This window comes from Thalassospira sp. MBR-102 (assembly GCF_040549275.1).
GTDB classification, from domain to species: domain Bacteria; phylum Pseudomonadota; class Alphaproteobacteria; order Rhodospirillales; family Thalassospiraceae; genus Thalassospira; species Thalassospira xiamenensis.
Window position 1 is genome coordinate 136,165 of record NZ_JBEPTC010000013.1, and the last position, 13,608, is coordinate 149,772.

At 56.5% G+C, this 13,608-nt stretch carries 9 protein-coding genes; 7 read left to right on the forward strand and 2 right to left on the reverse strand.

What is annotated here, in order from left to right; genetic code table 11:
* Window positions 1-212 precede the first annotated feature (212 nt).
* From dctP to ABIE64_RS19260, 7 genes are all read left to right on the forward strand, one after another.
* Complete coding sequence (dctP, locus tag ABIE64_RS19230; RefSeq protein ID WP_037990004.1) at window positions 213-1,220, forward strand: TRAP transporter substrate-binding protein DctP; 1,008 nt, start codon at window positions 213-215, stop codon at window positions 1,218-1,220.
* A gap of 81 nt (window positions 1,221-1,301) precedes the next feature.
* The gene (locus tag ABIE64_RS19235; RefSeq protein ID WP_037990007.1) at window positions 1,302-2,000 is read left to right on the forward strand and encodes a TRAP transporter small permease; all 699 of its coding nucleotides are present in this window, start codon (window positions 1,302-1,304) and stop codon (window positions 1,998-2,000) included.
* A gap of 12 nt (window positions 2,001-2,012) precedes the next feature.
* Window positions 2,013-3,329, forward strand: a complete 1,317-nt coding sequence (locus ABIE64_RS19240) for a TRAP transporter large permease (RefSeq protein ID WP_354378278.1) — start codon at window positions 2,013-2,015, stop codon at window positions 3,327-3,329.
* Window position 3,330: 1 nt separating this feature from the next.
* Window positions 3,331-4,647 (forward strand): malonyl-CoA decarboxylase, encoded by a 1,317-nt coding sequence (locus ABIE64_RS19245; RefSeq protein ID WP_354378279.1) that lies wholly within the window; start codon window positions 3,331-3,333, stop codon window positions 4,645-4,647.
* A gap of 9 nt (window positions 4,648-4,656) precedes the next feature.
* On the forward strand, window positions 4,657-6,198 hold the full coding sequence (locus ABIE64_RS19250) for a malonate--CoA ligase (protein ID WP_354378280.1): 1,542 nt from the start codon (window positions 4,657-4,659) through the stop codon (window positions 6,196-6,198).
* 1,149 nt (window positions 6,199-7,347) lie between these two features.
* Window positions 7,348-8,130 (forward strand): glucose 1-dehydrogenase, encoded by a 783-nt coding sequence (locus ABIE64_RS19255; RefSeq protein WP_354378281.1) that lies wholly within the window; start codon window positions 7,348-7,350, stop codon window positions 8,128-8,130.
* 177 nt (window positions 8,131-8,307) lie between these two features.
* Entirely contained in the window at window positions 8,308-10,548 is a 2,241-nt protein-coding gene (locus tag ABIE64_RS19260; RefSeq protein ID WP_354378282.1) for a TonB-dependent receptor, read from the forward strand.
* A gap of 79 nt (window positions 10,549-10,627) precedes the next feature.
* On the opposite strand, the gene dxs is transcribed toward ABIE64_RS19260, so the two are convergent.
* Window positions 10,628-12,547 (reverse strand): 1-deoxy-D-xylulose-5-phosphate synthase, encoded by a 1,920-nt coding sequence (gene dxs / locus ABIE64_RS19265; protein ID WP_354378283.1) that lies wholly within the window; start codon window positions 12,545-12,547, stop codon window positions 10,628-10,630.
* A 113-nt stretch (window positions 12,548-12,660) separates the two neighbouring features.
* Window positions 12,661-13,587, reverse strand: coding sequence for an alpha/beta hydrolase family protein (locus ABIE64_RS19270; RefSeq protein ID WP_354378284.1), 927 nt, complete (start codon window positions 13,585-13,587; stop codon window positions 12,661-12,663).
* Window positions 13,588-13,608: the final 21 nt, after the last annotated feature.

The window sequence follows — 13,608 nt, forward strand, 5'->3', positions numbered from 1 at the left end:
AAAGTTATCTGGCAAAAAACGGCTAAAATGGCCGCAATCCTTGAACGCACATCTGTGGCACTGCAATACACATTTCTGGTATACAAAAATCCATAGACAGGATGCCAGAAATCTGTAACGCTTTTTGATATTGCGAAATCCGCACCAATAAAAAGACGTGTCAACACGTCACAAATGCATCCAGAAACGCATGCTTCATCCGGGAGGAAAAGATGAAGATTTTCAAACGTACTCTTACGGCGTCCGTCGCCGCTATTACCCTGTCCATCGCTGCTTTTGGCATGTCCTCGAACGCTGATGCGGAAACGCTCAAGCTGTCGCACCAGTGGTCGACCGGCGATGTCCGCCACAAGGTCGCCCAGATCATTGCCGACGAAGTCAAAGCGGCCAATGTCGATCTCGAAATCCAGATTTTCCCGTCCGGCTCGCTGTTCAAGGCGAACGAACAGTGGACGCCGATGGAACGCGGTCAGCTTGACATGATCGTCTATCCGCTGGCCTATGCCGGTGGCCGTATTCCGGCAACCAACCTGACGCTGATGCCGGCACTGGTTAAAAACCATGACCACGCCGAACGCCTGAACAACTCGCCTTTCATGGCAAAAATGGAAGAACTCCTGAATGAAAACGGGGTTGTTACCATTGCCAAGGGCTGGCTGGCCGGTGGCTTTGCCTCGACCAAGGGCTGCATCCGGGTTCCGGATGACGTCAAAGGCCTGCAGATCCGTGCCGCTGGCAAATCGTTCGAACAGATGCTTCAGGGTGCCGGTGCATCCATCGCCGCAATGCCGAGCTCGGAAATCTATCCGGCCATGCAGACCGGCGTTCTGGATGCCACCAACACCAGTTCCGCCAGCTTCGTTTCATACCGCATTTATGAACAGGTCAAATGCTACACCCCGGCGGGTGCCAACGCGCTGTGGTTCATGTATCAGCCGGTTCTGATGTCGAAGAAAACCTATGACGGTCTGAACGACGCCCAGAAAGATGCCCTTGCCGCAGCGGCCAAAAAGGCCGAGGCGTTCTATTCCGAAGAAGCCCGTAACGAAGATGCCAACAGCGTCAAGGTTTTCAAGGATGCCGGTGTTGAAATCGCCGATCTGACCGACGCCGACTTCAAGGCATGGCAGGAACTTGCCAAACAGACGTCCTATGCGAAGTTTGTTGAAGAAACCCCGGGCGGTCAGGAACTGCTCGATATGGCTCTTGCCGTAGAATAATGGTCTCGTGGCGCCGGATGCATGCCGGCGCCACTTCTTTTCCGCTTTTTTGCGACGAGCTTGATCTTCAGGAGTCCCAGCGTGGCGAACGCAGTTTTTCCCAATTCCCTTCCGGTCGACCTGCCTGACGAAGGCGATGGCGCACCGCGCGCGCGGTCGAACCATAACAGTTTCCCGCCGCCACCCGATGTCGAACCGCTGCCTGAAAAAACCGGCAGCACCGGCACAGGGACGCGCCCTGATCCGATGAAACCGCGTGGCCCGCTTGATCACGCAGTCAATGTCGTTCACTTCCTGTCAAAGACCTGTGGTGTTGTCGCGGCATCGATGTTCTTCATTGCCATGCTGCTGATCTGCCAGTTGGTCTTCATCCGCTATATCCTGAATTCCTCGACCGTCTGGCAGACAGAAGCCGTGATTTACCTGATGATCGGCGGCACCCTGATCGGTCTGCCTTATGTGCAGCTGCTGCGCGGGCATGTGAATGTCGATCTTCTGCCGATGTATCTGAAACGCGGGGCGCGCAAACTGCTTGCGGTTGCGACCCTGCTGTGCGGCCTTGCCATCAGTGCGATGTTTGCCTTTTACGGCATCGAACTGGTGATCGAAGCCTATCAGGGTGGGTGGAAATCACCGTCGATCTGGGCCCCTGCATTGTGGAAGCCCTATCTGATGCTGCCGGTCGGTTTTGGCCTGCTGTTCCTGCAATTCCTCGCCGATCTGATGTGCCTTCTGACCAACCGGTCGAAAGCCTTCCATATCGAAGACAACCCGTTTTAAGGAGCCGGTGCAATGGATCCGCTTTCTCTTGCCGCGCTCGTTGGCATTGTCACCACCCTGATCCTGTTTTCCGGTATTCCAGTCGGTATCGGTCTTTTGATGGTCGGTGTCGGGTTTATCTGGATTTTCGATGGCGCAAGCGCGCTGCCGCTGCTGCCTGAAATCCTGTTTTCCAAACTCGAAAGTTTCGAAGTTCTCGCCATCCCGATGTTCATCCTGATGGGGGCGGTTGTCGCATCATCCCGTGCGGGTGGTGATCTGTATTCCGTGCTGGATCGCTGGTTAACGCGTGTGCCGGGGGGATTGGTCATTTCCAACCTAGGGGCATGCGCGATCTTTTCCGCCCTGTCGGGATCGTCACCGGCGACCTGTGCCGCGATTGGCAAGATGGGCATTCCCGCCATGCGTGAACGCGGTTTCCCGAGTTCGGTTGCCGCCGGGTCAATCGCGGCCGGTGGTACACTTGGCATTCTGATCCCGCCCAGCGTCACCATGATTGTTTACGGCATTTCGACCGACACATCGATCGGGCGTCTGTTCCTTGCCGGTCTTCTGCCGGGTCTGATGCTGACCGCGCTATTCATGGCCTGGTCGCTTTATTCGACCTGGCGTCAGGGCAATGCATCGGTTGCACTGGCATCGGTGACCTATAGCTGGAAGGAAAAGTTTGAAATCCTTCCACGTGTTCTGCCGTTCATCGTCATTATCTGTGCGGTTCTGTTCGCGCTGTATGGCGGGGTGGCAACGCCATCCGAAACGGCGGGTGTTGGCGCGCTGTTCTGCCTGATTGTCGCGATGATCATCTATCGCATGTGGCAGCCGGGCAAGCTTTGGAACATCATGCGCGACACGACCCGTGAATCGGTGATGATCCTTCTGATCATCGGGGCTGCCGGTCTGTTCAGTTACATGCTGTCGTCGCTGTTCATCACCCAATCCATCGCACAGTGGATTTCCGCCCTTGACGTCAACCGCTGGGTTCTGATGGGATTCATCAACGTGTTCCTGTTGATCAGCGGTTTCTTCCTGCCGCCGGTTGCCGTGATCCTGATGTCGGCCCCGATCATTTTGCCGGTGATCGTCAATGCCGGTTTTGATCCCTACTGGTTTGCGGTAATCCTGACGATCAACATGGAAATCGGCCTGATCACGCCACCGGTTGGCCTGAACCTTTATGTCATCAACGGGATTGCACCTGACATCCGCCTGCAAACCATCCTGAAAGGTGCGATGCCCTATGTCCTGTGCATGGTGGTTGCCATCGTGATCCTGTGCTTCTTCCCGCAAATTGCCACATGGCTTCCCGAAACGGTCATAGGAGGAAGTTAAAATGTCCGGAATTTCCGTCAGAAGCTGGATTTCCAGTATTGCCGATCGCGGCCGGGAGCTTCTCGACCTGCCGCTTTCGACACCGCAGGATCCGTTCGCCCAGCTAAAGGCAATGTGCAAGGACCTTGTGTCGCAAAAGGGCGAAGCCCGCGGCACCGCCGTTGCGCGCGAAGTGGTGCGCCTTTGGGAAACCCTGCCCGAAGAAGATCATCTGCGCTTTTTTGAAATGATGCAGAACGATTTCAGCGCCAACCGCACCGAAGTCAGAAAGGCCGCCGAAGCCTTTGCCAAGGATCCGTCCGAAGCCAATCTGGCGGTTCTGACCCATGCGTCGGAACCCGCCCGGCAGGAGCTTCTGCGCCGGATCAACATGGCACCGGGCGGTACGCGTGCGATTGTCGACATGCGTGAAACGCTTCTGGGCCTGATCAAGGAAAACCGCCATCTTGAACCGCTTGATGCCGATATGGGGCATCTGCTGACAAGCTGGTTTAACCGGGGCTTCCTTGAACTGCGTCATATCGATTGGGATACGTCGGCCTCCATCCTTGAAAAACTGATCCGCTACGAAGCGGTTCATGAAATCCAGGGCTGGGATGATCTGCGCCGTCGTCTGGCAACGGATCGCAAGTGCTTTGCCTTTTTCCATCCAGCGATCCCCGATGATCCGCTGATTTTCGTCGAAGTTGCCCTTGTGCATGGCCTTGCTGACAGTGTTCAGGCGCTTCTGGCACCGGAAATCGATGAAACGGCCCCGCAAAAGGCCAATACCGCGATTTTCTATTCAATCAGCAACTGCCAATCGGGCCTTAAGGGCATTTCGTTTGGCAATTTCCTGATCAAACAGGTGGTCGAGGAGCTTAAACGCGAGTTCCCGAAACTCAGACAATTCGCCACCCTGTCGCCTATTCCGGGCTTCATGGGATGGCTGCGCACCCGCCAGAAAAGCAAGTCTGACGACGCCGATATCGCCGCCACCGTCCTTGCGGCGATGGAAGACGACAGCTGGATCGAGGATGCGGAAAAAACCGCCGAACTGAAAAAACCGGCGATGATGCTGTGTGCGCGCTATCTTGCGACCTGCAAGCGCGGCAAATCGCCGCTTGATCCCACCGCGCGCTTCCATCTTGGCAATGGGGCACAGCTTGAACGCCTCAACTGGCTGGGCGATACGTCGTCCAAAGGCTTGCGTCAGGCTGGCGGGATGATGGTCAATTACGCCTATCACCTTGATGATATTGAACGAAACCACGAAGCGCTGATGAATGACGGCAAAATCGCCGTTTCGAAATCGGTCATGCAGCTTACGGGAAACTAGGACAGAACCATGTCGGATAATCTTTTCAACGAATTTACCAAACGTTTCCCGGCGGATCGCGCGCGTACCTTCCTGATCGAACGTGATGGCACCGAGCGCAGCTTTGCCTGGTTGCTGGATCGCACCGCGCGTTATGCCACGGTTCTTGCCGATCATGGCGTGGTCAAGGGTGACCGTGTTGCCGCCCAGATCGACAAATCATCCGATGTGATCGCGCTTTATCTGGCCTGCCTGCAGCTTGGCGCCATTCACCTGCCGCTGAACACGGCCTATACCGGTGATGAAATCGCCTATTTCCTTGGCGATGCCGCACCGCGCGTTTTTGTCTGCCGCCCGGCCCATATTGATGCCGCAAAAACCCTTGGCGCGCAGAACAATGTCGGTGCGGTCCTGTCGCTTGGCGACAAGGGCGATGGCAGCCTCAATGACCTTGCCGCCAAGGCCAAACCGCATGGCGACGTCGCCGATGTGACCAAGGATGACATTGCCGCCATTCTGTATACGTCGGGCACAACGGGCCGGTCCAAGGGGGCGATGCTGACGCATGGAAACCTCGGCTCCAACGCGCTGACCCTACATAAGGCATGGGGCTTCAAGCCGGGTGATACGCTTTTGCATGCCCTGCCGCTGTTCCATACGCATGGCCTGTTTGTTGCGATCAATATCATGCTGGTCAATGGCGGCAAGGTGATCCTGCTTCCGAAATTCGATGCCGATGACGTGGTGGAACGCCTGCCCAATGCCACTGTTCTGATGGGGGTTCCGACCTTCTATACAAGGCTTCTGGCGCATCCGAAGTTTGACAAGGATCTGGTCGCGAATATGCGCCTGTTTGTGTCGGGGTCCGCGCCGCTTCTGGCGGAAACCCATGATGCGTTCTTTGAACGGACCGGGCACAAGATCCTTGAACGTTATGGCATGACCGAAACCTGCATGAACACGTCAAACCCGCTTGACGGGGAACGTCGTCCGGGGGCGGTCGGCCCGACCCTTCCGGGGATCGAGGCGCGGGTTTGTGACAAGGATGGCAATGTTTTGCCGGTCGGTGAAATCGGCGTGCTTGAAGTTCGCGGGCCCAACGTTTTCAAGGGTTACTGGCAGATGCCGGAAAAAACCGCATCCGAGTTTCGCAAGGACGGATTCTTTATCACCGGCGATCTGGCGACCATCGGCGAAGACGGTTATGTCACCATTGTCGGGCGCGACAAGGATTTGATCATTTCGGGCGGCTTCAACGTCTATCCCAAGGAAGTCGAGGAAATCATTGCCGAATATGACGAGGTCGAGGAAGTCGCGATCTTTGGCCTGCCGCATCCCGATTTTGGCGAGGCGGTTGCCGGGGTGATCGTCCCGGCCAGGGGCACCAAGCCCGATGCAGACGCGATCATCAAACGCACCCAGGACAAGCTTGCAAAATTCAAGGTGCCCAAACGCATCTGGATGCTTGACGAATTGCCGCGCAACACGATGGGCAAAATCCAGAAGGCCCAGTTGCGCAAGGATTATGCCGATACCTTTGCAACCCCGTCCGGCAAATCCGCCAACGGGTAACTGCGTACTCTGTTTCGTTTTCCCGTGTCTCCCTGCTGTCTTGCAGACAGCCAAACTCTCTCACCGGTCGGAAATTCTGGCCGGTGTTTTTTTTGAGCTACCTAAATAAAGTTCTTGATTTGTTCTTTTTGTTGTGGTAGAAAAGAAAAGTCAACGGGACAAAAGCGCCCGGACCAAAACCCGCAAAGCGTGATTCGCTTTGCGGGTTTTTGCGTTTGGGGCCAGATGAAAGTGATGATGATGCAGCAGCACAAAGACAGACCGATCCGGTGGCAACATCGCCCGATGATGACCGGCGGGTGGAAAAGGGTTTTGCGCCCGTGTCCTAACCCACCCCAAGGTCACCCAAAGGTCAAGACGGGAGAAGTGCGCCTTGTTGGCAAGGCAACCGGTAAAATTGTGATCGGCAGCGGCTGGGCTGCGCCGGGTAGCATCTGGCAAGCGGTGGCTGATGATGAGTCATGACGGGAGAGGTGCGCCTTGTTGACAAGGCGGCGGCGAGATTGCGATCTGGCAGCGTTCGGGCTGCGTCTGGTGGCATTTGGCAGCGTTTGGGAATGTCTGGCAAATGGCAGCGGGTGATGGGTCGGTTGGTACAACTGCCAGAGGTCATTCTGCGGTCTGGTTTTCCGTGTTCACAAAACGAGGGATATTCCCCGATGTATCGAACGCAGCAAGGGCGTGCAGAAGTCCGGGTCAGGTACCGCATGGGAGGATCGTCAAGGCGGACAGTTTGCCATCCTGCTGAGGGAAAGCCAGATGCGCGACGACCGGATGAGCGACAGCAGGATCGCAGTGCGGGATGATCGATGTCCGCCCAAACGCCCCCCTTCCCCCTGCCCGGTGAGCTAGGGCATGACGACGACGGGTCGAGACTGGCTTGGGCAGGTCTAGGGAGGTTTGGGCGCGGCACCACACGGCAGAAAACGTGTTCAGCAAAATCGAAGGATGGCGGCGCATCCCGGCAGATGGTTTTGACCGCGGCAAAAGGGTCGTGTGAAGAGGCTCCGTGATCGACACTCAACACCAACGGATCATGCAAACGATTAAATTTTGGCTGATGCGTTGCATCGGGCCGGAACAGGTCCATTTTCAATGCGTTGATAAAATTCACCAATTCCTTCCATCTTGATACGGGCAAAGCAGCACATGAACAACTTCCCTGATCCCAAGGTCGCCTTCGTCACTGGTGCTGCGCAGGGTTTGGGGCTGGGGATTACGCAGCATTTTCTGTCGACGGGATGGAAGGTCATGCTGTTTGATCTGGATGCGGATGCCGGGGATGAAGCCATCACCGCCCTTTCCGAAGAACAGCGCGAACGTGCCCTGTTTTTCAAAGGCGATGTTTCCGATGAACGCGATGTTGCCATTGCGGTTCAGCAGACCGTCGACCGGTTCGGGCGTATTGACGGACTGGTTAACAATGCCGGGATTGCCGACCCGCATTCGGGATCGTTCGAACATCTGGATTGGGAAAGCTGGCAACGGGTGATCAATGTCAATCTGGGTGGGGCGTTTCTGGCGGCTAAACATGCGACACAGCATTTGCGCAAAACCCGTGGGGCGATTGTCAATATCGCATCGACCCGTGCGTTTCAGTCCGAAGCCAATACCGAAGCCTATGCCGCATCAAAGGGCGGCATGGTTGCCTTGACCCATGCCATGGCGGTCAGCCTTTCGGGGGCGGTGCGGGTCAATGGCATTGCGCCGGGCTGGATCGAGGTTGGCGACTGGCAGAAATCATCCGCCCACGAAGAACCGCAACATCGGGATATCGACCGGCAGCAACACCCGGCGGGGCGCATCGGTACGCCGGATGATATCGCCAAAATGGTCGCCTTCCTGCTTGATCATGAACAATCAGGCTTCATGACCGGCGAAACCATCCGCATTGATGGCGGCATGACGCATAAAATGATTTATGCCGATTAAGCGGGCCATGCCCGGCTTGCCAAACAGCGCCAATCCACCCCGCGATTGAATAACTGAACAATTACATCGATATTGATAATAATAATCATTTATATTGAGATTGATTATCAATAGTGATACTCAGCACCCCATATCGATCCCGCCGGGGGCGGGGAAATTCGACCTTGGGGTTTTTTCATGCCGATCACACCGATTTTCAAACGTCATACATTCAGTACCCTATTGCTGGCGTCTGTCAGCATGTCTGCTGTTGCTGCCCTTCCCGCCCATGCGCAGGACGCGACGGAGAGCAGCACAAACAGCACACAGATCGAAACCGACGATGCCATCAAGCTGGCTCCGATCCGGGTAGAGGACAACGCCACATCACCGGCAGGCGATCCCACCCCGCCGGTCTATGCCGGTGGTCAGGTCGCGACGGGTGGCCGGGCCGGCATATTGGGCAACAAGGACAATCTGGATATCCCGGTCAGCATCACCAGCTATACCAGCGAAGTGATCAAAAACCAGCAGGCCGATACACTTGCCGATGTGGTTGATAACGATCCGGGCGTTCTGACATCCTATAGCTATGGCGGATCGGGTGACCGCTTCATGATCCGCGGCTTCGTTCTTGACGGTGATGATGTGATGCTGGATGGCCTTTATGGCACGGCACCGCGCCAGTTGATCGACATGTCGATGTATGAGCGGGTCGAAGTTGTCAAAGGCGCATCGGCATTCATCAACGGCATGTCACCGGGCGGCAGCGGCATTGGCGGCGGGATTAACCTTATCCCCAAACGCGCGACAGATGATCCAATCACCAGTGTCACGACATTCTATGAAATGAACAGCCAGACCGGCGGTCATGTCGATTTCGGACGGCGTTTTGGCAAAGATAACCAGTTCGGCATTCGTGCCAATCTGAAATATGGCGACGGTGAAACCGCCATCGATGACGAAGACCGCAACAGCCAGATCGGGTCCCTGTCATTCGATTATCGCGGCGATGATACCCGCATCACGGTCGATGCCGGGCATAATGAAAAGAATATTGATCATGGGCGGACATCGGTAAATCTGCTCGGCACGCTTACGAACATCCCCGATGCGCCGGATGCAAGCCATAACTATAATGCGGATGGGACATGGGCCGACCTTGAGGACAGCTTTGTCCAGGGACGGATCGAGCATGATGTGAACGACTATCTTATGGCCTATGCCGCCGCAGGCACCCGCCACATGGAAGAATCCGGGATTTATTCGACCCCGCGCATTACCGGTACCGATGGCACCATGACCTATGGCGGTTCGACCATCATTCGCGAAGATACGACCAATAGTGCGCTGACCGGTGCGCGCGTTAAATTTGAAACCGGCGTGGTAAAGCATGAACTGAATGCCGGGGTTTCCTATCTTCAGAACAAAAGCCATCAGGCATGGGCGTTTTCGCCCGGTGCGTCGGCGTTTACCGGCAATATTTACGGGCCGACACCCACAGGCTATCCGGCGCTGGCAGCGCCATCAGGCAATCTGAGTGATCCGGGGCTTCGTAATATCAACGAACTGACCAGCTATTTTCTGGCCGATACCGTCAGCTTCCTTGATGACCGCGTCAGCGTCACGGGTGGCATTCGCCGTCAGTCGGTCAATACCAAGCAGTTCGATCTGACCAGCGGTGCACAATCAAGCAACTATGACGCGGACGAATATACGCCGATGGTCGGTATCGTCGGCAATGTGACCGATCAGGTGTCGGTTTATGCCAACTATATGGAATCCCTGTCGCCCGGCGAAACAGCCGCCAGTGCGGCAAGTGACGCCACCCTTACCAACCCGAGCGAGCAGTTGGCCCCTTACACGTCCGAGCAATATGAAATCGGGGCAAAGGCGGATTTCGGCAGCTTTGGCGGTAGTGTCGCCCTGTTTCAGATTTCCAAGCCGTTTTCTTATAAAAATGCCAGCAACACCTTTGCCGCAGACGGCGAGCAGCAGAACCGCGGCGTTGAATTCCAGGTCTTTGGCGAGCCTGTGACCGGCACCCGCATTCTGGGCGGTATCACGGTTTATGATGCGGAACTAACCGATACCCAGAACGGCACCAATGACGGCAACACGCCGATTGGCATTCCCGATTATGTTGCCAAGCTTGGCATCGAATATGACCTGCCGTTCCTTAAAGGTGCGACGGTCAATGCGCGTGCGGTTCACACGGCATCGCAATATGTCAATGCGACCAATACCCTTTCGATCCCGTCATGGACACGCCTTGACCTTGGCGCGCGGTACACGACCGAGGTACACGAATATCCCGTCACCATCCGTGCCAATATCGAAAACGTCACGGATAGCGATTACTGGGCGTCGGCCAATGGCGGTTACCTGACGATGGGGGCACCGTTGACGGCAAAGCTGTCTCTGACGGCGGATTTCTGATCCCGGCAGATGATGGACCAAAGAAAACGCCGCCTTTTTCAGGGCGGCGTTTTTACGTTAACCGGTCTTGCCTGACCGATCAGGCGCGCACTTTGGCCTCGGAAAGACCCAGCGCGCCAAGGGCGGTTTTGACGATGCTTTGCGCATCCAATCCCGCCTTGGCATATTGAATATCAGGCTTGTCGTGATCGATCAGGGCGTCGGGCAAGGCCATGGTGCGGACTTTGAGCCCGTGATCGAGCAATCCCTGCCCTGCCATATGCTGCAACACCATTGCGCCAAAGCCGCCGATGGAGCCTTCTTCAATCGTGATCAGGACTTCGTGGTTGCGGGCCAGATCGGCGATCAGGGCATGATCAAGCGGCTTGGCAAAGCGGGCATCGGCAACCGTTGCCGGAAGGCCGCGTGCGGCAAGGTCTTCGGCGGCCAGCATCGCCTCTGCCAGACGGGTGCCATAGGACAGGATGGCGATCTTGCCGCCTTCGCGCAGGATGCGGCCCTTGCCGATTTCAAGAACCTTGCCCTCGGCCGGCATTTCAACGCCGACACCCTCGCCCCTCGGATAGCGGAAGGCACTGGGCCGGTCATCAATCGCCCATGCGGTTGTGGTCATATGGACCAGTTCGGCCTCGTCCGCCGCCGCCATCAGAACGATATTGGGCAAACAGCCAAGATAGGCAATGTCATAGGCCCCGGCATGGGTCGCGCCATCCGCCCCGACAAGCCCGGCACGGTCCATCGCGAAACGGACCGGCAGGTTCTGGATCACGACATCATGCACCACCTGATCATAGGCGCGTTGCAGGAAGGTCGAATAGAGCGTGCAAAAAGGTTTGTATCCCTCGCACGCCATCCCGGCGGCAAAGGTCACGGCATGCTGTTCGGCGATGCCGACGTCAAAGGCACGATCGGGGAACCGTTTGGCAAAGATATTAACCCCGGTGCCCGATGGCATGGCGGCCGTGATCGCAGTGATCTTGTCATCGGTTTCGGCAAGCTTGGTCAGCGTTTCGCCGTAAACCTTGGTGTAGGATGGTGCATTGGGTGTGGCCTTGGCCTGCTTGCCGGTGACGACATCGAATTTGGCGACGCCATGATATTTGTCGGCGGCATTTTCGGCCGGGCCATAGCCCTTGCCCTTCTGGGTCACGACATGAACAAGGATCGGGCCATCGACATCCGCATCGCGGACGTTTTTAAGCACCGGCAGAAGGTGATCCAGATTATGACCGTCAATCGGCCCGACATAAAAGAAACCCATTTCTTCAAACAGGGTCCCGCCGGTCACCATGCCGCGGGTATATTCTTCGATCTTGCGGGCGGCTTCTTCGATCTGGCGCGGCAGGTGTTTGGTCAGGCCCTTGGCCGCATTGCGAAGGCCCTGATAGCCCTTGCCCGAAATCAGGCGTGACAGATAGCCCGACATGGAGCCCACCGGCGGGGCAATCGACATGTCGTTATCATTCAAGATCACGATCATGCGCTGATCGGCGGCGGCGGCATTGTTCATCGCCTCGTAGGCCATGCCGGCACTCATGGAGCCATCGCCGATCACGGCAATGACGTTTTTGCGTTTATCATCGGAAAGCTGGTTGGCAACCGCCATGCCAAGCCCGGCCGAGATCGAGGTCGAGCTGTGCCCGGCACCGAACGGGTCATATTCGGACTCCGACCGTTTGGTAAAGCCCGAAAGCCCGCCGCCCTGACGAAGCGTGCGGATACGATCACGCCGCCCGGTCAGAATTTTATGCGGATAGCATTGATGCCCGACATCCCAGATCAGCCGGTCATCAGGGGTATCAAACAGGTAATGGATCGCCACGGTCAACTCGACCACGCCAAGCCCGGCCCCCAGATGCCCGCCGGTGACGGACACGGCATCAATCACCTCTGCGCGCAATTCATCTGCGACCTGCTTCATCTGCGCGGGCTGAAGGCTACGCAAGTCAGCCGGGATTTTAATCGTGTCCAGAAGCGGGGTCTTGGAGGTCGTGCTCATACCGATCTCGATTTTCAGTTTTGTGTGGCGTTTTTTATATAGTTGTCAAACCAACAGGGTGACGTTTCCTAAGCCCTATTGCAAGCAGCGTAAAATAAACAGCTTCGCTGTAATTAGCGACCCTGAAAATCACCTGATTTGATGTCACTTAGGAACTTCAGCACCACCTGTTCAACAGTGCGGTGAATATCAACACGTTCGCGCCCGAAATCCCGGCATAAATAGCCGAAATTTTCCGCGATATAGGGCGTGCAGGGTGGCAGAAATGAATAATGCCCGGCCCCCTTGACCTTAACAAACTTCGCCCGCCCGCGCAAAAGGGTGCGAAAATGCGCGGCATTGGCGGTTTCGGGCAGGATTTCATCGGTATCGGCCTCGATAAACAGCATCGGCACCGTGACATCGGCAAAGCCCGCATCGGTCGCGGCAACGCCAAAAGCCGGGGTTACGGCAATCACGCCGGCAATCCGGTCATCGCGCGCGGAAACAACCGGGCCGCCATAACGATCATGCAACTCATCGACAATGTCATCCCCCGGTACATGCTGGCAAATCACGCGGTCCTGATCGGCATTGAGCGCGCAATAGCTTTGCCAGGCAGAGGCATCAAACTGCCAGCCCGCCATTTTCAGCACCGTCGCCCCGCCCGCCGAATGGCCGAGCGCGTAAATACGATCCGTATCAATGTGAGCAGCAATGCCGTCATGATCCAGCAACAGATCAAGAGCCAAGCGCATTTCGCGCGGGCGACGTTCGATGATCGTCAATTGCCGCGCATCGGACGGATCAAGGTAATTGTCGCCAACATGCTGCGGGGCGGCGACGATATAACCGCGCCGTGCAAGATATTCCGCCAGCCAGAACTGATTGAACCGGTGCCCTTCGGAGCCGTGCGAAAACATCACCAGCGGATAGGGTCCGTCATCGGCGAAATCCGCATCGCGCGCGCCGGTTGACGTGACACCCATATGACGCACGGAGCCTTCGGCGGCATGCGACGGATACCAGATCGCCAGCGGGAACGGGTCCTTGTCAAACAATCTGTCGCGAAAGCCCGCAGT

What these genes read in the sequence shown, in the direction of transcription:
- dctP (WP_037990004.1), top strand. Translation starts at nt 213, where the DNA reads ATGAAGATTTTCAAACGTACTCTTACGGCGTCCGTCGCCGCTATTACC.
- ABIE64_RS19240 (WP_354378278.1), top strand. Translation starts at nt 2,013, where the DNA reads ATGGATCCGCTTTCTCTTGCCGCGCTCGTTGGCATTGTCACCACCCTG.
- ABIE64_RS19245 (WP_354378279.1), top strand. Translation starts at nt 3,331, where the DNA reads ATGTCCGGAATTTCCGTCAGAAGCTGGATTTCCAGTATTGCCGATCGC.
- ABIE64_RS19250 (WP_354378280.1), top strand. Translation starts at nt 4,657, where the DNA reads ATGTCGGATAATCTTTTCAACGAATTTACCAAACGTTTCCCGGCGGAT.
- ABIE64_RS19255 (WP_354378281.1), top strand. Translation starts at nt 7,348, where the DNA reads ATGAACAACTTCCCTGATCCCAAGGTCGCCTTCGTCACTGGTGCTGCG.
- ABIE64_RS19260 (WP_354378282.1), top strand. Translation starts at nt 8,308, where the DNA reads ATGCCGATCACACCGATTTTCAAACGTCATACATTCAGTACCCTATTG.
- dxs (WP_354378283.1), bottom strand. Translation starts at nt 12,547, where the DNA reads ATGAGCACGACCTCCAAGACCCCGCTTCTGGACACGATTAAAATCCCG.